The organism is Pseudomonas sp. KSR10 (genome assembly GCF_022355455.1).
Classification (GTDB): Bacteria; Pseudomonadota; Gammaproteobacteria; order Pseudomonadales; family Pseudomonadaceae; genus Stutzerimonas; species Stutzerimonas stutzeri_E.
Genome location: NZ_JAKOEN010000002.1, coordinates 1 through 19534 on the forward strand (window position 1 = coordinate 1; position 19534 = coordinate 19534).

General features: G+C 62.5%; 15 protein-coding genes. 5 read left to right on the top strand and 10 right to left on the bottom strand.

What is annotated here, in order from left to right:
* From MCB86_RS00035 to MCB86_RS00050, 4 genes are all read left to right on the top strand, one after another.
* Positions 1-1054: YDG domain-containing protein (locus MCB86_RS00035; RefSeq protein ID WP_239608918.1), on the top strand; the 1054-nt coding region annotated here is incomplete at its 5' end.
* 93 nt (positions 1055-1147) lie between these two features.
* Positions 1148-2287, top strand: a complete 1140-nt coding sequence (locus MCB86_RS00040; RefSeq protein ID WP_239608920.1) for a sensor domain-containing diguanylate cyclase — start codon at positions 1148-1150, stop codon at positions 2285-2287.
* A gap of 304 nt (positions 2288-2591) precedes the next feature.
* On the top strand, positions 2592-4664 hold the full coding sequence (locus tag MCB86_RS00045; protein WP_239609063.1) for a TonB-dependent siderophore receptor: 2073 nt from the start codon (positions 2592-2594) through the stop codon (positions 4662-4664).
* Positions 4665-4718: 54 nt separating this feature from the next.
* Positions 4719-5444, top strand: coding sequence for a DUF4198 domain-containing protein (locus MCB86_RS00050; RefSeq protein ID WP_239608922.1), 726 nt, complete (start codon positions 4719-4721; stop codon positions 5442-5444).
* A 43-nt stretch (positions 5445-5487) separates the two neighbouring features.
* Here MCB86_RS00050 and MCB86_RS00055 read toward each other — a convergent pair whose 3' ends face one another.
* Both MCB86_RS00055 and MCB86_RS00060 read right to left on the bottom strand, forming a co-directional pair.
* Positions 5488-6351 carry an AraC family transcriptional regulator gene (locus tag MCB86_RS00055; RefSeq protein WP_239608924.1) on the bottom strand — a complete coding sequence of 288 codons (864 nt, stop codon included), beginning with the start codon at positions 6349-6351 and terminating at the stop codon, positions 5488-5490.
* A gap of 151 nt (positions 6352-6502) precedes the next feature.
* Complete coding sequence (locus tag MCB86_RS00060) at positions 6503-7468, bottom strand: XdhC family protein (RefSeq protein ID WP_239608927.1); 966 nt, start codon at positions 7466-7468, stop codon at positions 6503-6505.
* Positions 7469-7556: 88 nt separating this feature from the next.
* Between MCB86_RS00060 and MCB86_RS00065 the strand changes: the two genes are divergently transcribed.
* Positions 7557-8330 carry an alpha/beta hydrolase gene (locus tag MCB86_RS00065; protein WP_239608931.1) on the top strand — a complete coding sequence of 258 codons (774 nt, stop codon included), beginning with the start codon at positions 7557-7559 and terminating at the stop codon, positions 8328-8330.
* A gap of 40 nt (positions 8331-8370) precedes the next feature.
* On the opposite strand, the gene MCB86_RS00070 is transcribed toward MCB86_RS00065, so the two are convergent.
* From MCB86_RS00070 to MCB86_RS00105, 8 genes are all read right to left on the bottom strand, one after another.
* Positions 8371-9009, bottom strand: coding sequence for a UbiX family flavin prenyltransferase (locus tag MCB86_RS00070; protein WP_239608934.1), 639 nt, complete (start codon positions 9007-9009; stop codon positions 8371-8373).
* On the bottom strand, positions 8996-9946 hold the full coding sequence (locus tag MCB86_RS00075; RefSeq protein ID WP_045162319.1) for a LysR family transcriptional regulator: 951 nt from the start codon (positions 9944-9946) through the stop codon (positions 8996-8998). The genes MCB86_RS00070 and MCB86_RS00075 overlap by 14 nt, the downstream gene beginning before the upstream one ends.
* 25 nt (positions 9947-9971) lie before the next feature.
* Positions 9972-11411, bottom strand: coding sequence for an aldehyde dehydrogenase family protein (locus tag MCB86_RS00080; protein ID WP_045162318.1), 1440 nt, complete (start codon positions 11409-11411; stop codon positions 9972-9974).
* Between the two features lie 181 nt (positions 11412-11592).
* On the bottom strand, positions 11593-13020 hold the full coding sequence (locus MCB86_RS00085) for a UbiD family decarboxylase (RefSeq protein ID WP_239608936.1): 1428 nt from the start codon (positions 13018-13020) through the stop codon (positions 11593-11595).
* A gap of 249 nt (positions 13021-13269) precedes the next feature.
* Positions 13270-14904, bottom strand: a complete 1635-nt coding sequence (locus MCB86_RS00090; RefSeq protein WP_239608937.1) for a thiamine pyrophosphate-binding protein — start codon at positions 14902-14904, stop codon at positions 13270-13272.
* A gap of 59 nt (positions 14905-14963) precedes the next feature.
* Positions 14964-15956, bottom strand: coding sequence for a TAXI family TRAP transporter solute-binding subunit (locus MCB86_RS00095; protein ID WP_239608939.1), 993 nt, complete (start codon positions 15954-15956; stop codon positions 14964-14966).
* 41 nt (positions 15957-15997) lie between these two features.
* Positions 15998-17956: a TRAP transporter fused permease subunit gene (locus MCB86_RS00100; protein WP_239608940.1), complete on the bottom strand. Its 1959-nt coding sequence runs from the start codon at positions 17954-17956 to the stop codon at positions 15998-16000.
* 295 nt (positions 17957-18251) lie between these two features.
* Positions 18252-19490 (bottom strand): benzoate/H(+) symporter BenE family transporter, encoded by a 1239-nt coding sequence (locus MCB86_RS00105; RefSeq protein WP_239608941.1) that lies wholly within the window; start codon positions 19488-19490, stop codon positions 18252-18254.
* Positions 19491-19534: the final 44 nt, after the last annotated feature.

Genomic DNA, 19534 nt, shown 5'->3' on the forward strand with positions numbered 1-19534 from the left:
GTTCGTTGACAAGAACGCAGGCCTGGATAAATCGGTAAGCGGCTCGGGTATCGCTCTGACCGGCGATGAGGCCAACAACTACGCCTTCGATACCGGTGCGCAGATCGGTAAAGCGGATATCGATCGGAAGACCATCACCGCGGTGGTCAATATCGCTGACAAGGTCTACGACGGGAATGGCACTGCCGTCATCCGCGATACGAAGCTCAATGGAGTGATTACCGGCGACGATATCAGCGCTTCAGGTACCGCGGCGTTCAGCGACCCGGCAGCAGGGCAGAACAAAACGGTCGCTGTGGAACTGCAACTGGCTGGCGGGGATGCCGACAACTACACCTTGGCTGATTCGCCCGTGTTTGGCGAGGCAACGATCCAGGCGCCGTACTATGTTCCGGCGGGATTGATTGCAGAGCCGAGCGGCGCCAATGGCACTGAACTATCGCGTGATCGCTCCACCAATCGACCTGTACTTGAGACCTCAATCGGTCCTTGGCCGGTACTTGCAGACACGTTGTACAACATCGTCCCGGAACGCTCCGAACCGCCGCAGGGCTCAGGCGAGGCTGCCACGGTTGTACGAGGATCCGCCCTCAGCATGGGAACAATCCTGAGCCTCACGCTCGAGGATACCCGACTGGAACCGGCCTCCACGAACACCCTGGCGCTTTATGACCGCGATCCTGGCCAACCGCTGAGGGGGCAAGGGCTGTACTCGGCCACGGACCTGGGCAGCAGCATTACGCTGGAGCGGGAGGCGTCGCTTGTCGGTCAGTCTCCTTTGCTGGAGCGATCCAGCATAGTCAGCTCGCACGGCGTTGTGCCTCTCGCTGGTGGTACCTGGTTGAATCTGCAGGTCGCGCTACTGAAAGGCGGGGCTCTGTTGATTGAGGTGGGCCAAACGGGCGCGGGCCTGACCAGCGAAGAGATTGCGGCGTACGGGCTGGCCGTGTCGAAAAAGCGATTGGGTGTAAATGTCCAGGCGCTTAGGACCGTGGTGATTGAAAGGGCGCGCAACTTGGCGAGCAGCGAAGAAGTCTCGCAAATCGGTATGTGACCGATTAGCGGAACAAGACGCCCTGAAAGCTATACAGAGCGCCCAGTGACTGGGCGCTTTTGATTTCAATCAGATAAGGCGGCCGCGTGTGTTATGCGCGGCGCACCTTGTGTCTGGCCGCGTTTGCGGCGTCGCGCATGGCGACCCTCCGTCGTTCTGGTTATCGGTCATCCTGCACGTGAATCGATAAACAAAATTCGCCCTTTGGGTAACGCATTGGTTGTTATGTTTCCATCACTCTATCCCGTGGAGAAGCAGCATCTCCCCACGCCCGAGACGGCCGATTTGGTCGAAACGTCGGTGGACGGTTATCTGGATACGCTTTGCGATCTGGCAAGGCGCCTCCTGTCAGTCGATACGGTACTGCTCTCGATATTCGGTGACGAGCTGGGGCGATTGGCAGCAGGAACGACGCTCAAGGGCGTTGGCGACAACGACGAGATAGCCAGATGGCTACAGAATGCGCCGATGGATAAAACACTCGTGATCGCCGATGGTGCGGTTGACGATCGCTTATCCAATAGCCCATTCAGGGCTCTCGGCGTCCGTTTTTTTGCAGGCCAGCCGCTCATCATCGCCGGGCACCGTATCGGCGCATTCTGCCTGCTCGATTCGAAAGCGCGGAGCCTCAACGACCTGTGCATCGATCATCTGCGGCAATGGGCGCATCTGGCGGAAGGCTACATACGGGTATCCAGCCAGAAAGCGCAGATCGCCGAGCTTCGCGAAGCACTTCGGCGCGAACAGCGCATGGCCATGATCGATCCTTTGACAGGCACCTGGAACCGTCTGGGCTTGACGCGTCTGTTCGATGTCATTCGTTCGAATCTGCCGAAAAACCACAGGGTTGGTATCGCGTACTGTGACTTGGACAACTTCAAACGGATCAACGAACGATACGGCCACGCCACCGGTGATGAAGCGCTGAAGCTGGCAGCGCAAGCAATGACCAGCATACTGCGCGAGGGCGATATCCTTTGTCGGTTGGGCGGCGAGGAGTTCGTGGTATTGGCGCCGGTGAGGAACGAGAGTGAGATCACGCCCATCGCCGAACGTCTTTGTCACGCGGTGCGCATGGCATCTGTGGGGTTTCCGTCACGCCTTTCAACCAGCATTGGCACGTCAGTGCTGGGGGCAGACGAGATGCTTCGGGAAGGGCTTCATCGAGCCGATGCTGCCTTATTGCTCGCCAAGGCGGCAGGCAAGAACAGAGTGATAGCCGCTGCTACGTAGCGCTTACAAACACGCGTCAGGAGAGTCGCTCGCTGGGTACGGCCTACGCTCTGGAGACTCACGCCGCTCGGGTGCGGCCGTCGGCTGGACGAGGGTGCCGCTGGGTAGACCAGACGAGGCAGTTCTCGTTATAGATCGTTTGCTCAATCCGGCTCGCATTACGAGAGGGTTGACCAACACCCGACCCAGCGCACCACGCGATCTTGACAGCAACGAAACGCTTCTATCAAATGTTACGATATAACATCTGTTAGAGGTCGTGATGCGTAAAAGAGTTTCAACAGGATTTATCGGCATGGCGGCAATGACGGGCTTGGCCGCCATGCCGGCGTGGGCGCAAGAGGCCGAAACCACGGTGCTCGAAGAGGTGGTGGTCACGGCGGATCGAGAGGACGACGAAGCCCGGGGCTATCGCACTCGGCGTTCGGCCAGTGCAACCAAAACAGACAGTCCGCTTGAGGAGGTCCCGCAGGCGGTAAGTGTCATTCCCGCCACGGTCCTTGATGACCTCGGCAGCCCGCGGATCGAGAAGGCGCTGGACTATGCGGGAGGTGTAGCGCGCCAGAACGACTTTGGCGGCTTGACCATGTACGAATACAGCATCCGCGGGTTGACCACTTCGGAGTTCTACAAGGACGGCTTCAGCGTCAACCGCGGCTACATGAATCCGCAGGATCCATCGAACGTCGAGCGCATCGATGTGCTCAAGGGTCCGGCGTCCAGCCTTTATGGTCGTGGCGACCCGGGCGGCACCATCAATATCGTCAGCAAGCGTCCGGAGTACGATCGGTTCGCCCGTCTGGATCTGAGTGCCGGTCGCTGGGATCGCTACCGCAGCAGCCTGGATGTGAATACGCCGCTGGATGAAGACGGGAAGGTTCTCTACCGGATGAATCTGGCGGTGGAGGACAACAAGAGTTTCCGCAATTACCGCTCCGGTGAACGCCAATTCATCGCACCGGCGTTCAGCTGGGAGCTGTCGCCGCAAACCCGTTTGTTGGTGCAAGCGGAGGTGATCCGCAGCAGCCAGGTATTCGACCGAGGCGTGGTTGCGCCGAACGACCGGCTCGGCAGCGTATCGCGTTCGACGTTCCTGGGTGAGCCTGGCGACGGCGATATCCGCAACAACAACGAGAGTCTGCAGGCCGAGATCGAGCATGACCTGAACACAAGTTGGACGGTTCGGCTAGCCAGCCATTACAAGCAAGGGCGGCTGAACGGCGGCGCCACCGAGGCGAGCAGCTTCGCCGATGCACGTACGATCAATCGTGAGTACCGCTATCGCGACTTCGACTGGCAGGACAGCATCACCCAGCTCGAATTGCGTGGCTTGGTGTATACCGGCAGCGTCGAGCACAACCTGCTCATCGGCACGGAATACGAGCGTTATGCCAAGAGCGAGCGGCTGATGCGTTCCCAGCCGATTTCGCAAATCGATATCTACCAACCGGTCTACGGCCAGCCGCGACCACCGTTCAGCATCGGTCCGGGCGGGCGTAGCACTGACCGTCATGAGCTGGTCCATTCCCGCTCGTTGAATCTGCAAGACCAGATGCGTTTTACCGAAAAACTCTTCGGCGTCATCGGCGCTCGCTACGACCATTACGAGCATCGTCTGGACAACGAAATCAACGGCAAGCGCACGGAGCAGACGCACGAGAAAATCACCCCGCGTATCGGCGCGCTGTACCAGTTCATACCCGAGGTCGGGGTATTCGCCAACGCTTCGCAATCGTTCAAACCCAACAGCGGTGCCGATGCCGCTAACCGGCCGTTCGATCCGGAGGAGGGGGTTGGCTATGAGGCCGGTTTAAAACTGGATCTGCTCGACAGCCGCCTGGGCATGACCATTGCTGCCTTCCACCTGACCAAAGAAAACGTGCTCACCGCCAACCCGGCCGATACGAGCAGCCAGATCGCAGCCGGAGAAGTGCGCAGCCGGGGTATCGATCTGCAACTGACCGGCCAAATCACCGATGAGATACGCCTGATCGGCGCTTATGCCTACGTCGACGCCGAGGTGACGAAGGACAACACCATCGAGCGCGGCAGCCGTCTGCTCAACGTGCCAGAACACAGCGGCAGCCTACTTGGCGTGTACGAATTCCTCGACGGAGGGCTGCAAGGCCTGGAGCTCGGTGGTGGCGTTAACTACGTCGGCGACCGGTCCGGCAACGTTTCGGACAGTGGCTTCGAACTGCCCGGCTACACCACGGTGGATTTGCTCGCACGTTACAAGGCGACACCGGACCTGACCCTGGGTGTGAACCTCAACAACGCCTTCGATCGTACCTATTACGAGCGCTCCTACAGCAGCGTCTGGGTGATGCCGGGCGACCCGCGCAACCTCAGTTTAAGCCTGTCACTGAATTTGTAACGACCGCCCCGGCTCGATCCGCGAGCCAGGCCCACGAGACCGCAAGGAAAACGAATGAACAAGCAACACGCAAAAATCGCCGCGGCGTTGATAGCCATGTTGATGGCTGGACAGGCCTCGGCTCATGGCATGTGGACAGAGGAGCGCCGTGGCAATATCGAGGTGATCTACGGTCATGGCGCCGAAGACAACGCCTACGACGCCAAGAAAATCTCCGGCGCCTGGGCGACCGACCTGCATGGCGGGCGAATCCCGGTCACGGTCGAGCGTCTCGGTGACCACGCACGGCTGCAACCCCTACAGCCGCCAGCCGTGATCGCGGTGGCGCTGGACAACGGCTACTGGACGCAAGCCCCGGATAAAACATGGCGCAATGTCGGTGAAAGCCAGGTGCCCGGCGCGCTGGATTCCGGGCGCTATTACAAATACAGCCTTGCGCTGCTCGAAGAGGGCGCGAAGCTGCCAGCGCTGGATAAACTCAAGCTGGTCATCGTGCCCCAGGTCGATCCGCTATCGCTGAATATGGGCGACGCGTTGCCGGTACAGGTGCTTGTCGATGGCAAACCCGCCGAAGGCATCGAGCTGTTCGGTGACTACATCAACGACCCGGATCATGTCGTCGCGACCACCGACGCCCAGGGCAAGGCCGTCGTTCCGGTGCGTAACCGGGAGTTCAACGTAATCGGCGCCTCGACGAGCATCGCCAGCGAAGATCCGGATGCTCGCGTTCGCGGTATGTTCACCTCGCTGAGTTTTCGCAAGGCGGATCATCAGCATTGAGTCAGATGCCGCCCCGGTGGGGCGGCGTTTCAGAGTGAGAGCCTTACTTGGGTAGATCGGACGGGTAACTGTCCACGACCCGGCGGTATTGGCTCGGCGAGGCGCCGATGTGCTGTTGAAAGAACCGCGTGAAATGCCCTTGCTCGGAAAAGCCCAGATTCTCGGCGAGCTTACCCAAGGTTCCGCTTCGTTCACGCTCCAGCCAAGAGAAGGCCTGACGCATGCGTGCATCGTTGAGCATCAGCATGGGCGTCATACCGGTGTTCTGTCGGAACAGGGTAAAAAAATGTGCACGCGACAAGCCGCCAGCCAACGCGGCGTTTGCGATGCAATCCGGGTCGTCCAGGTGCGTCTGCAGGTATTCGCAGGCTCGGCGGATGCGCGCATCGGCGAACCCCTGTCGAGGCGGAAGTCCCAATCGGCGAAGGTGTTGCCATTGAGAAAAGTCCTCGATCAGCTCGATCAGAAAGTCGAACAGTAGAAACTCGATACGCTCCAGTGGAACGAGGCTGGACGAGTAAGCCTCGGCGATCAGCCGGTCGGCCATCGCCCGATTCTTGCCACTGAGCTCGATACAGGGCTGGGAGAAGAACTCGGGATGGCCGCTGAGCGCCAATGACTGCTGAGCGTCTGCCAGCCACGCCGGCTCGATGTAGAGCGCCAGTATCTGTGTGTACTCGGCGCCCTGTTGGTAGTCGTAATAGTGCGGCTGCCAGGCGTTGACCAGCACAGCACTGCGGTCGGTGAGCGGAACCTGGCGGCCATTGACGTTGAAGAAGGTATCCGCCCCGGCCGCCTTCACCAACACATGGCATTCGTGATGCGAGTGGGTGACCAGCGGCTTGTCCATGTCGAGGAGCGCAACCCGGCCGAACTTTCCATGAAATACACGTTGGGCAATGGACATCCTTAGCACCTCGATGTAAGGCCGGGACCATGACGGCCGGCGGCTGTGGATGGATCAACGATCGAGCCATGTATCACGACATCCTCGATCGTCGGCTGGCTGGCTGGCTGGCTGGCTGGCTGGCAAGGCGACCAGACATTCCCGGCGCGCTTCATAGCGCATCCCGCGCCTTGCCTCGATAAACGCGCAGCACATCAGCCATCACCGAAAGGGCGATTTCGGCGGGCGTCTTGCTACCCAGGTCGAGCCCGATGGGCATGTGGATACGTTCGATTTCTTCCTGGGTAAGCCCGCCGACGCGTTGCAGTCTTTCGGCCCGTTTGGCTGAGGTGAGTCGTGAGCCCATGGCGCCGATATAAAACGCCGGGGTTCGTACGGCCTCCATCAGCGCCAGATCATCGATACGCGGATCATGGGTCAGCGCGACCACGGCGGTGGCTTCGTGACATCCACCGGAGGCGATGAACACGGACGGTAACACCGGTTGCACCGCAATGCCTTCGATCAGCATGCCTTGCATGTCCTCGCGCGGATCGCAGGCGATCACTTCGCAACCCAGCGTGCGGGCAAAGCTGGCGCAGGCTTGCGCCACTGGCGATACGCCGGCCAGCAGCAGTCGTAGCGCTGGGCCGACACGGATTTCCACGTGTTCCCCCTTGATACATGTCTGCTCGCCGCCATGGTCCGGCAGCAACTCAGCGAATCCGCTGGTCAGATCCACGCGGCGCAGCAAACGCCGCTGGCCCTGCAGCGTTGCCTGGAGTGTTAACAGGTGGGTTCGCCATGCCTCGCTAGGCGCATGATGTTCCACCAGTATCTGCAAGATGCCCCCGCAGGGCAGCCGCAGACGGCGCCGATCATCGTCCGACTCGCCGTAGCGCACGATTTGCGCGGGCGCTTGCAGCTCGCCCTGCGCCAAGCTGGCAAGAAACTCCTCCTCGACGCAGCCGCCGGACAGCGAGCCTGCATGGGCGCCATCGGCGCGGGCAACGAGGAGGGCGCCTGGTGCTCGTGGTGCTGAGCCATAGGTCGACAGCACCGTGCAGAACCACACATCCTGCCCGTTTGCTACCCATTGCAGGGCCTGTTCGATCACCTGCAGATCAAGATGTTGCATGTCGTTTCCCCCTGGCTGCTGACAACGCACTGGTGGGCGCCGGCAATCGGTTACCCTTCGGGTTCGTTGTGTTCAGGAAACCTGTGAAATGTCTTGCTCTGTTCTCGACATCGGTACGGCGGAACTCGAATACCGATTGCTGCATACCACGGATCCGACCCACCCGACGCTCGTTCTGCTGCATGAGGGATTGGGTTGCGTCGCGCTGTGGAAGGATTTTCCCGAGGCGTTGGCTGCCAGAACGCGCTGGCCAGTACTCGCCTACAGCCGCCAGGGCTACGGCGCATCGAGCCCGGTGCCGTTGCCGCGTGGGCTGGACTACCTGAGCGTGGCCGGCCCGGACGAGCTGGCACGCGTACTCGATTCGCTGGCGCTCGAGCGTGTGGTGCTCGTCGGCCACAGCGATGGCGCCTCGATCGCGCTGGCTTATGCGGCGCGCAATGATCCTCGTGTTCGGGGTGTGGTAGCCCTGGCACCGCACGTGGCCGTCGAGCAAGCGAGCCTCGCCGGCATCCGGCGAACCCTCGATGCGTTTCGCACCGGCCATTTGCGTGAGCGGCTCGCCATCCATCATGGCGACAACACCGATTGTGCGTTCCGCGGGTGGAGCGATACCTGGTTGCGGTCGGAATTCAGCGGTTGGAATTTGCTTGATCAGCTGCCGCGTATCGCACTGCCGATTCTGGCGGTACAAGGACGCGATGACGAATACGCAACGGCCGAGCAGCTGGAACTGATCGAACAGCTTGTGCCTGACAGCCGCGTCGAGTTTCTCGATAACTGCCGACACTTTCCGCAGAACCAGGCCCGCGATCGGACCCTCGATCTGATCGAGGACTACCTGGCGATACTCCAAACCTAGCCTGGCGGAGCCCGGCTGGTTTTCTGACAGCTGCCTCATCTCACGCATTCTCGGAGGCGTTCAACGCCTCGATGTCATCGAGCGTCGGGACGGCTTCGGGCTCGTCACGCCAGCGCCGCACGATGCCCAGCTCGATATCGAACATATCGAGGACGCGTCCGAGCGTATGGTTGACCATGTCGTCGATCGAAGCTGGGCGCGCATAGAACGCCGGGACCGGTGGTGCGATTACCGCGCCGAGTTCAGCCAGTTCGGTCATGGTGCGTAGATGGTTCCGGTGCAACGGCGTCTCACGAACCATCAACACCAAACGACGTTGCTCCTTCAGGATCACGTCTGCGGCGCGGGTGAGCAGTGAGGACGTCACGCCACTGGCGATTTCCGACATTGTACGCACCGAACACGGGGCGACGATCATGCCCATGGTCTTGAACGAGCCGCTGGCGATGGCCGCACCGATGTCCTGATTGGAATAGTTCACCGTCGCCATGGTCTTGAGCTCCGACCACGAGAGGCCGGTTTCGTGAGCGAGGGTGATCAGCGCCGATTTGGTGACCATCAAATGAGTCTCGATCGGTGTGTCGCGCAGCAATTCCAGTAGACGCACGCCGTATATCGCGCCAGAGGCGCCGGATATACCGATGATGAGCCGCTGTGGACGCGGATTAGCTGATGTCATGTTCAGTGTCCTGTATCGCGCCTTCCTTATAGAAATGGATGGCGTTGAGAGCGGTGCCCAGCGTCTTGCTGATGATGTCGATGAACAGCGTGGCGGCAGGCGTCAGGGGGCGGCGGCTGTCATGTACGCAGACCATGCGGCGGGTGATGCCAGGGGTGGCGATTGGATAGGCGCGCAAAGCGCCTTCCTCGAGGCCGCGCTGTAAGACGGTTGCCGGAAGCAGGCTGATCCAGTCGCTGCGACGTAGAAAACTCTCGATCACGGTCAGGTCGTCGAGCTCGAGATGCGGGGCCAATTCGATGCCATGCACCGCGAGGGCCTGATCGATGACGATGCGCAAGCCGTGGCGGCGGGACGGCAGCACCAGTTTCAGTTGAGCCAGCTCGGCGAGCGGCACGGGCGTTTGCATGCGCAATCGGGTCGTGGCGCCGGTTGCGACGAGCAGCTCTTCGTCGAGGATATCGATCCGGTTCAGGTGCTCCTGCTGGAAGCTCTGGTTGATAACGGCGAAGTCCAGTGCCCCGGACAACACGCGATCGATCAGGTCCTGGCTGTAGCCGTAGCTGACCTGAAGCTCAACGTCCGGGTGGTGCTCGACGAAGTAGGCCAGGGTGCTGGCCAGCGCCTGGTTGGCAGCCGAAGCGATCAGCCCGGCGTTGATTCGTCCGCCAATCTTGCCGCTACGGTCGATCAACGTTTGCCGTGCTTCGAGCAGCTCACCGAGGATCGGCATGAACAGACGATAGGCCTGTACGCCGGCCTCGGTCGGCGTCATGCCTTTGGGCGTGCGCTCGAACAGCGGTTGGCCGAGTTCCTCTTCCAGCTTGGCGATCTGCATCGACAAGGCGGGCTGCACGATGTTCAGACGCTGCGCCGCCTTGGTGACCGAGCCCTCTTCATACAGGCAGGTGAAGTATCTCAGTTGGCGCAGTTCCATCTCTGAACCTCGGCAAGTTGGCGACCTATAGGGTGCCGACATTCTGGTAGACGTGCTTGAGCTCTGTAAAATCCAGCAGCGCATCGTAGCCGTGCAATCGTCCCAGCCCGCTTTTGCGGTAGCCGCCCGTTTCGGCCTCGGCGAACAGTTTGTTGTGGTCGTTGATCCATACGGTGCCGTTGCGCAGCACCCGGGCAAGGCGCATGGCGCGAGCGCCATCCCGTGTCCAGATGCTCGCCGCCAGGCCGAAGGCCGAATGGTTGGCACGTACTACCGCTTCGGTGTCGTCCTCGAATGCTTCCACGACAAGCAGGGGGCCGAAGATTTCCTCCTGACAGAAGAACGCCGCACTGTCGCGATGGGCGATCAGCGTTGGAGAGAGAAAGGCGCCGGCTTCCAGCGGGCCACCCGGCTGGTTGCCGGCAAGCAGTACCTCGTCACAACTGTCCATCGCTTCGGCGATGCGCTGGCCCACCAGGTCGCGAGAACGCCAGTCGATCAACGGCCCCATCTGTGTGGTTGTCTCCAGTCCATGGCCGAGGCGGACCTCGGAAAGCGCGGCGGTGAGCGCCGTTTTCATTTCCGCCAGGCGGCTGGCGTGTACCAATACGCGGCGGGCAGCCGTGCACTGTTGGCCTGAAATGATCGTCGACGCGGCGGCAAGCTTAGGTGCGACAGCGGCGATGTCCGCATCTTCAAGCACCAGGCAGCAAGATTTGCCACCCAACTCCAACGACAGTTTCTTCATGGTCGGAGCCGCGTCCTGCATGATCCGTGTTCCGGTTGCCGTCGAGCCGGTGAAACTGAGCACATCCACTTCGGGTGAGGCGACCAGATACGCTGCACCGGCGTGACCGGTTTCGGCGAACAAATTGACGGCACCGCGTGGCAGCGTAGGCAGTTGCAACAAAGGTTCGAGAAATGCGGCGTTGAACAGTGCAGTTTGTGCTGCCGGTTTGATCACGCAGGTACAGCCCGCCGCCAGCGCAGGCGCCAATGCTCGCACCAGCAGAACGGCCGGGGCGTTCCAGGGAATGATCAGCGCGGCTACCCCCGCGGGCTCACGAAGCATGGTGGAAAATTCGCCGGGAGCCACTTCCAGTACGTGACCTGGAATATGACGAGCCAAGCCGGCGTAGTAGAGAATTTCGGAGATGGCGCCCGCCACCTCGCCGCGCGATTGCGCAAGCGCCTTACCGTTTTCTCGCGTGAGCAGAATCGCCAGCTCCTCCTGACGACTGCCGAGCGCGGCTGCCCATTCCAGCAGGATCTGTTGACGCAGACGCGGATTCTGCGACCACTGCGGTGCTACGAACGCGCGTGACGCCGCGTCTACGGCGGCTTGGGCTTCGGCCAATCCTCCATCGGCAAACCGGCCGATGATCTCGCCATTGGCCGGATCGAGACTGTCGCTCCACTGACCGCTCTCGCACCACTCTCCGTCGATGAAGTGTCGGACCTGCATGGGCTTCTCCTGTCGGGTATGTCTTGTTCGGATCGATCAGCCGATCGAAGGGGCTGAGTGCGGTGACCGGTAGCGGCTCGGTGTTCGGCGGTGGCTTCAGTTGGCTGTCTACGGCCGCCGCTGCACACCGCGCCAGCCACGGAAGCGGTATATGGCTAGCGTCCTCGGTCGTTCGGTTCCGCTACGCCTGGCTGAACTGTCGTTCCCAATCGTCGCCGGCCGGTTGGCAGACATCGGCAAGGTTCACTTCGGCTTCGCCCGGCACTCGGATGCGCTTGAAACGCATCGGTGGCGCCGCCAACGGCACGGTGGCATCGAAGCCCATCTTCGAGCCGACGCCGTCACGGGTGGAGGGATCGAGCTTGGACCCCTGGGCTTCGTGGATCAGCACCAGATCGCGATCCGCCTGGAAGCGTGTTGCCACCGCCCACTCGACCTCGGTGGGGTTGTGTATGTCGACGTCGGTGTCGACCACCACCACGTGCTTGATGTCGTAGTGGCCGCCGAGCGCGCCGAGAATCACGTTCTTCGCTTCCCCTTCCGAGCGTTTGTCGATCTGCACGTAGAGGTGATAACGACATACCCCTCCGCGCGCCAGATGCACATCGCGCACCGACGGGAAGCTGCGTCGCAGGTGAGCGAGCATGGTCGCTTCGCGCGGAATGCCGCCGAGCAGCAAATGCTCCAGGCCACCGCCAACGATGGTGTGGAACATCGGCGATTGGCGGTGGGTGATGGCGTCCACCTCGATCACATGGCGCTCGGCGCGCTCGCCGTAGTACTGCGGAAATTCGCCGAACGGGCCTTCTTCCTCGCGTGTGTTGGCCAGCAGGCGACCCTCGATGACGATCTCAGCATCGGCCGGCACCCGAATGCGGTTGGTCACGCATTTCGCCACTGGCAGCGGCCGGCCCCGCAGCGCACCGGCGATTTCCAGTTCGTCGTGATCGATGGGCACGATAGCCTGCGAGGCCATGAGCGTCAGGGGGTCGCAGCCGACCACCACGGCGACTTCGAGGTCTTCGTTGTTGCGCTCGGTCTCCTGGAAATAGGCCAGGGTATGGCGTGGCAGCAACAAAGCACCGAGACGATTGGCACTGCTGACTTGCAGCCGATGGATGGAAACGTTCTGCACGCCTGTACGTGGATTTCGGGTGATCAGCAAACCGGCCGTGATGTAGGCACCGCTGTCGTGTTCGTTGTGCGTGGGGATGGGCAGTTGCGTGAGCAGGTCGACCTCGTGATGCACCACTTGCTGACAGGCGGGCTCGGTCACTTCCTGCCAGGGCGAGGGCTCGAGGCAAGCTTGCTCGAAGCGGGCCAGGACCTGGCTGGGCTCGACGCCCATCGCCTCGGCCATCCATTGACGGTCCGAGAGCAGCCCCGAAATCACCGGAATCATGTGCCCATCGGGTTGCAGAAACAGCGACGCGCTGTGACCGTCCAGGCGATTGGCGATGGCCGCAACGCCGAAGCGAAGCTCGGTACCCGGGCGGACTACGCTTAGCCGCTGGGTCTTCTGTAGATGATCCAGCCAGCCGCGCAGACTGGCGCCAACCGGCTGGGTAGCTGCAGTGGAATCGACCGAGGAGGAGGGCGTGGACGGCATGGCGAGTTCTCTCGTGGTTATTGTTTTGGCCATGCTAGGAGCGCCGAACAAGTCTGCCTATTAGGGTTTTCTGATGCTCGCCATCAGCATCGGCGATGTCTGATCATCTGGTCGAAAAGGCGCCCGGACGCCCTGCGATCTGACCTTGGCGTAGCGGTAGCTGTCGGTTGGCCTGCGGCCGGGAGGCCCAGTGCAAACGCCTCAGTGCGGCTGCCCATCGCCGTAAGGGCAGGCCTACCGGGGAGGTTTTCAGGGATGCAGGATCGCGGGATCCAACACCAGCTCGATCAGGTACGGGCGGTCCGCGGCCAGCGCCTGTTCGAACGCTTCGGCGAATGCTTCGGTCCGCTCCACCCGCGTGGCACCAGCGCCGTATGCCTGGGCTAGGGCAACCATGTCCGGGTTGACCAGATCGGTGCCATAGCGGCGGCCCGGGTAGTGCTTGTCCTGGTGCATGCGGATCGAGCCGTAGGAGCCGTTGTTCACCACGATGACAATGACGTTGGCGCCGTACTGCATGGCGGTCGCCAGTTCCTGGCAGGTCATCTGGAAGCAGCCATCGCCAGCGAAGCACACCGCCGGTCGTGACGGCTGGGCGAGCTTGGCAGCGATTGCCGCAGGCAGGCCGTAGCCCATCGAACCGGACGTCGGTGCCAGTTGGCTGCCCCAACCGCGGAACGGGTAGAACCGGTGCACCCAGAGTGTGTAATTGCCGGCGCCATTGCTGATCACCGCCTCGGGCGGCAACCGGCGTCCCAGCCAGGCAACGATCTCGCCGAGCTGTACCGGTCCGAGCAGCTCGGTCGGCTGCTGCCAGGCGACGCGGCTTTCACGCGCGCGCGCCAGCCAGCTTTGGCGCTCGGCAGAGATATCGCTTGATTCGAACCCGGCGGCCGCCTCGGCAAAGCCTTGCACCGCGGCGCAGATCGCCAGATCCGGTACCCGCACACGTCCGGGCTCGTGCGGGTCGGGATGGATGTGGATCAGTTTCTGCCCTGGCTTGGGCACCTTCACCAGTTCGTAATGACGGGTGGTGATATCGCCCAGCCGGGTGCCGACGGCGATCAGCAGGTCGGCCTCATCGATCAGTTTGGCGAGTTCGGGGTTCATGCCCAGACCCGCGTCACCGGCATAGTTGGGGTGGCCGTTATCGAAACGATCCTGACGCCGAAAGGCGGTGGCCACCGGCAGGCCCTGGGTTTCGGCGAACCTCTGCAATTGCTGACGAGCCTCGGCGCTCCAGCCGGAGCCACCAAAGATCGCCAATGGTCGCCGGGCTTCGGCTAGCATCTCACGCAGCCGGGTCATCGCTTGTGGCGCTGGGTAGCCCTGGCTGATCGGCGCAGGGCCGATCTGGACCGGCTCGATGCGTTCGTACAGCAGATCCTCCGGCAGGCCGAGAACCACCGGGCCCGGTCGTCCGGAACGGGCGGTGCTGAAGGCGCGAGAGAAGTATTCCGGCAGACGCGCGGCCTCCTGGATGTCAGTGGCCCACTTGGCCACCGAACCGAACAGCGCGCCGACGTCGATTTCCTGCCAGGCTTCGCGTTGCTGGAAGTTGCGCGGTACCTGGCCGATGAATATCAGCAGCGGCGTCGAGTCTTGCGCGGCGACATGCAGCCCGGCCAATGCATTGGCACTGCCCGGCCCGCGGGTGACGAAGCAGACGCCTGGGCGTCCGGTGGTCTTGGCGTAGGCCTCGGCCATCATCGAGGCCCCGCCTTCCTGACGGCAAACTACCAGGGCGATGTCGGGGGCGTCGTGCAACGCGTCGAGCACGGGCAGGAAGCTTTCTCCAGGGACCGTGAACACTCTGTCGACGCCGTTGCGCCGGAGCAACTCGACGATGGCCTGGCCGCCGTCGGGTCTGTTGTCTTCTGTCATCGGGGCCTCGCTGAGTCGGCTGACAAAGGCTGCACGGACCGGGCCCGTGCAGGTCGGATTCACTCTAGCAGTCCCGCTTCCTGGTAGTACTTGCGTGCACCTGGATGCAGCGGGGCGGCAAGATTGGCCGGCTGCGCCGAGCCTTTGGCGGTCCAGTCCTTCATCGAGCCGAACGAACGTTTGAGGGCGTCCTGGCCTTCCATGACGGCTTTGGTGATGGCGTAGGCGTCATCGTCGGACATCGACTGCGTGGCGTACAGCGAGGTGCTGAAGCCGACGCCTTCTACGGTTGCATCCTGACCTTCGAACATGTTGGCCGGCATGGTGGCGCGTACGAATCCGAATTTCTCCAGATAGGCGATAGCTTCCTCGCTGAGGTTGAGGAAGCGCTGGCCGGGGGTGATCGACAGTTGCGCGGTGTTCGGGTGTCCGGCCGTGGTGATGCCGATGATCATGTCCAGCTTCTTGTCGCCGAATTGGTCCTGCAGAATGCTCAGGTTCGATTTTCCGATGCTGCCGCCGTAGGACTCGATGTCTTCATAACTCAGGCCGTTGGCTTCGAGGATCAACTTGGCGATGTATTCATTCAGGCTGCCCTGCGGACCGGTACCGATGCGCACTGGCAGTTTCTTCTCCTTGATCTCGGCGATGGACTGGATATCGCTGTCAGTCTGCACGGTGATGCGTTGGTAGTACTGGTCGATGCCGCCCACCAACCCGCGCACGTTTTCGATCTTGCGGTCGAATGGGCCGAAGGGCTGTTGGGCCCAGGCGGCCACCGGGGGGAATATCAGACCGATGTCGGCGCGCTTGGCCGCCAGCAGCTTGGTGTTGGCGATTGCCATTGGCGTGCCCTGGATATCGACCGTTGAGCCTTCTGGCAGGCGCTGGAGCATTTCGCCGCGCAGGGCGCCGGCGTAGGCGTACCAGGTGGTACCGGTGGGGCCGGCAGCGAACTTGACGTTCACGGGTTCGGCGGCCAGCGCGTCGCCGCAGAGGCCGACGGTGCCCAGCAGGGCAACTGCCGCGTATTTCGCGAGGATCTTTTTCATCTTGTTGTTCTCCTTGGTTGAATTCAGCTGATCCCGTGGCGCTAGACCCCGGATCGTCCCAGCACACAGCCCGCCCGCGCGGCTCTGGATTTGCGGCTCTGCCACACCCAGACCGCGCAGAGCAGGACCAGCCCGCCTAGCGACGCCTTGAGCACCGGTGCAATCAGCAACGCAGCGGCGACCAGCAACAGCGCCGATTCCAGCAGCGAGTTGTGGGCGCGCAGGTAGCCGGCCACACACCCGGCCAGGGCGTAGCAGCCGATCACCGCGGTGACCACGGCGGGAACGATGGCCTGCCAGTCGCCCTGCAGCAGCAACGCTGGGCTGAAGACGAAGGCGAAGGCCACCAGGAACCCGGCCAGGCTGTAGCGGAACGCCACCCAGCCGGTCTTCCAGACATCCGCCTTGGCGATGCCGCCTGCGACGAACGCGGCCAGGGCCACCGGTGGCGTGACCATCGACAGCGCGGCGAAATACAGCACAAAAAAGTGCGACGACAGCGCCGGGATGCCGAGCTTGTCGAGCGCCGGAATCGCGAGGATGGCGCCCATGATGTAGGCCGCAGTGGTCGGCATGCCCATGCCCATCACGATGACCATGAACATCACCAGCAGCAGCGCCGGGATCAGCATGCCGCCGGACAGCGCGGTGACGAAGCTGCCGAAGGTCAGGCCGAGGTTGGTCATCGAGGCGATGCCGACCACGATGCCGGCTCCGGCGCAGGGGATGGCCACGGCGATGGCACCGCGCGCACCGGAGTCCAGCGCCTGTATCGAATCGCTGACTACCGAGCCCGCAGCCTTCAACACGCCATGCCCGCCCTCGGCGCGAAAGCCTTCCCAAGCGCGAGTGCAGAGGCCGAACACCAGGGTGATCCAGATAGCCTCGAGGGTCGCCGAACTCAGCGCCCGGCCGGCCATGATCTGGTAGACCAGCACGAACACCGGGACCAGCAGGTACAACCGCTTGAGCACGCTGTTCCAGGTAGTGCCCAGCTCCGAGCGCTTGAGGCCGGCCAGGCCCTTGCGCCGCGCCAGCAGGTCGACGACGAAATACAGCGCAACGTAGAACAGCAGCGCCGGAATCAGCGCAGCGATCGCCACCTCGGCGTAGGGAATGCCCATGAACTGGGCGATCAAGAAGGCCGCTGCGCCCATGACGGGTGGCATCAGTTGGCCGCCGGTGGAGGAGGCCGCTTCGACGGCTGCGGCCTGCTCGGCGCTCATGCCCGATTTCTTCATCGCCGGGATGGTGAACATGCCCATTACCGCGGCATTGGCCGTGGCGCTGCCGCTGACCGAGCCGAACAGCGTCGAGGAGACGATCGAGACCTTGGCCATGCCGCCACGGAAGCGACCGACCAGCAGCACGGACAGGTCCATGAACAGCTGACCGCCGCCGAACAACTGGAGAAAGGCGCCGAATAGGAGGAAGTAGAAGACCTGGCCGTAGGAGACGATGCTGGGGATACCGAACACGCCTTCGTTCTGCAGTACCTGCACATCAAGAAAGGTTTCGAGGAACAGGCGGGTCGGCTCGCCATCGTGGCCGATGATGCCGAGCATCGGGATGTCACGCAGCTGCGGGCCGATGAACTGGTAGACCAGAAACACCAAGATGACCACGGTCAGACCCAAGCCCAGCGCGCGGCGCACGGCCTCGATCACCAGGGCGATGGTGGTGATGCCGATCACCAGGTCGATCGGCCGCAGAGGATCGACCATGGCGATGCGCATCGTCAGCTGTTCAGCGTTGAACAGGTAGAACAGGCCGATAGCGACCGCCACGGTGGCCAGCAAGTAGTCCGAGGCGCGCACCACGTTGAAATGACCAAGGTCCTGCTTGCGCAGCGGGTGGGTGATGAAGGTCAGCACCAGGCCGAACATGATGTGGATCGGCACGGCGACGATCAGGTCCAGCGGCGTGCCGTAAACCATGTAGATCTGGAACGCCGACCAGCAGAGCGCTACGAAAGAGGCGGGATTGACGAATTTTCTCATGGGGTCAGTCCTGCACGGTGGCGGCTTGAGGCCGGAACATGGTGGCGCTGCGCGGAGGGCGGGCGTGCGCGCAGTTCGAGCCTGGGATAGGAGCACTGGAGGCGGCGAGACGGGCCGGCAACCCGGAGGTCTGGCGAAGGATCATGACGGTTCACCGTTGTTTTTCTTATCGGTTGTCTGCTCGGCCGATGCAGGGCATCGGCGGCGGATTCATCTTGCTGCCTGTCGGATGGCCTGGCCATTAACGATTTTTGATACGGGCCATCAGGCAGTGCTCTAGCTGTTCGCGCAGGGGCTATTGGCGCCGTTCAGCGCGGATTTCACCGAGCAGCGCGGACACCGCGACGCCGAACAGCAGCGCCCAGAATGGCGAGCTGATGCCCAGCAACGAGAACTGGCTCATCGCAACGGCCAACGCCACGAATGCACCGATCTGACAGACGCCGCCTTTCTGGAATGCCTGCTGCAGCGCGCCCAGCAGCACGCCGATCATGGCCAGCCCGGCGACCACCACGATCAACGCCTTTGGGAAGGCCAGAATGAAGGGCACCGCCAGCCCCGCGAACAATCCGAACAGCCCGAACAGCACCCCATTGACGATCGCCGCGCCGTAGCGCAGGCGCGGATCGTCGCCGGCCTGCTCGGAAGAACAGATGGCTGTCATCGGTCCGGCGATATTGGCGTTGTGACCACCGAGCAGCCCGGCCAGCACGCCGCCGATGCCGCTGATAACCGTCATCGCGTTGACCGGCGGGCGATATCCCTCGGCCATCAGCACTCCGGTGGCCTGGGCATTTTCCGCGCCGATCACCAGCGCCGTCAGTGGAACGGTGATGGCCAGGAAGGCATCGAGCGAGAAGCTCGGCGCGGTGAAGGCCGGCATCACCCAGGCGATGTTCACGTCCGCCGGTTGCAGCTGGCCCAGGGCGAAGGCCATCACCAGCCCGATCACGCCGGCGACCAGCACTGGCGGCACCGCACGGGTGAACCGTGTGACCAGGAAGAAGCTCAGTGCGGCGACGCCGGCGATCAGCGGCGCGCTGACGATGGAATCGATCGCGCCGGTGGCGAAGCGGATCAGTGCGCCGGCAATCATGGCCATCACGATCGGCATCGGCAGCCAGCGCATCAGTTTTCCGATCAGCCCGGCGATGCCCAGTATGAAGACCAGCAGGCCGCTCATGATGAAGGCACCCACCGCATCGCTGAACGGTATGACGGTCAGCGATGCGGCGAGGATCGCCGCGCCGGGAATGGTGTAGGCGCCGCAGATTGGCTGTCGATAGCGCAGCGCCAGAAACAGGCTGATCAGCCCGCCGAGGACGTAGATTGCGAACAGCCAGGCGACCGTCTGCGCATTGCTCAGACGGCCGGCTTCAGCGGCGTTGATCACCACCAGTGCCGGGCCGGTGCAGCCGAACAGGGCAGCGACCACGCCGGCGCTGATGGATTTGGAATTGAATGCTCGGCGCAGCGTCGGCTCGCCGGTGGTGGCGGCTATATCGACTGCCGGATGGGAAAGGTTCTGGGACATGGCAACGCCTTCGCTTTGTTGTTGTGCGTTCGCCGAGCGCCGCC

Coding starts and splice junctions, on each gene's coding strand:
- MCB86_RS00040 (WP_239608920.1), top strand. CDS start 1,148: ATGCGCGGCGCACCTTGTGTCTGGCCGCGTTTGCGGCGTCGCGCATGG.
- MCB86_RS00045 (WP_239609063.1), top strand. CDS start 2,592: ATGACGGGCTTGGCCGCCATGCCGGCGTGGGCGCAAGAGGCCGAAACC.
- MCB86_RS00050 (WP_239608922.1), top strand. CDS start 4,719: ATGAACAAGCAACACGCAAAAATCGCCGCGGCGTTGATAGCCATGTTG.
- MCB86_RS00055 (WP_239608924.1), bottom strand. CDS start 6,351: ATGTCCATTGCCCAACGTGTATTTCATGGAAAGTTCGGCCGGGTTGCG.
- MCB86_RS00060 (WP_239608927.1), bottom strand. CDS start 7,468: ATGCAACATCTTGATCTGCAGGTGATCGAACAGGCCCTGCAATGGGTA.
- MCB86_RS00065 (WP_239608931.1), top strand. CDS start 7,557: ATGTCTTGCTCTGTTCTCGACATCGGTACGGCGGAACTCGAATACCGA.
- MCB86_RS00070 (WP_239608934.1), bottom strand. CDS start 9,009: ATGACATCAGCTAATCCGCGTCCACAGCGGCTCATCATCGGTATATCC.
- MCB86_RS00075 (WP_045162319.1), bottom strand. CDS start 9,946: ATGGAACTGCGCCAACTGAGATACTTCACCTGCCTGTATGAAGAGGGC.
- MCB86_RS00080 (WP_045162318.1), bottom strand. CDS start 11,411: ATGCAGGTCCGACACTTCATCGACGGAGAGTGGTGCGAGAGCGGTCAG.
- MCB86_RS00085 (WP_239608936.1), bottom strand. CDS start 13,020: ATGCCGTCCACGCCCTCCTCCTCGGTCGATTCCACTGCAGCTACCCAG.
- MCB86_RS00090 (WP_239608937.1), bottom strand. CDS start 14,904: ATGACAGAAGACAACAGACCCGACGGCGGCCAGGCCATCGTCGAGTTG.
- MCB86_RS00095 (WP_239608939.1), bottom strand. CDS start 15,956: ATGAAAAAGATCCTCGCGAAATACGCGGCAGTTGCCCTGCTGGGCACC.
- MCB86_RS00100 (WP_239608940.1), bottom strand. CDS start 17,956: ATGAGAAAATTCGTCAATCCCGCCTCTTTCGTAGCGCTCTGCTGGTCG.
- MCB86_RS00105 (WP_239608941.1), bottom strand. CDS start 19,490: ATGTCCCAGAACCTTTCCCATCCGGCAGTCGATATAGCCGCCACCACC.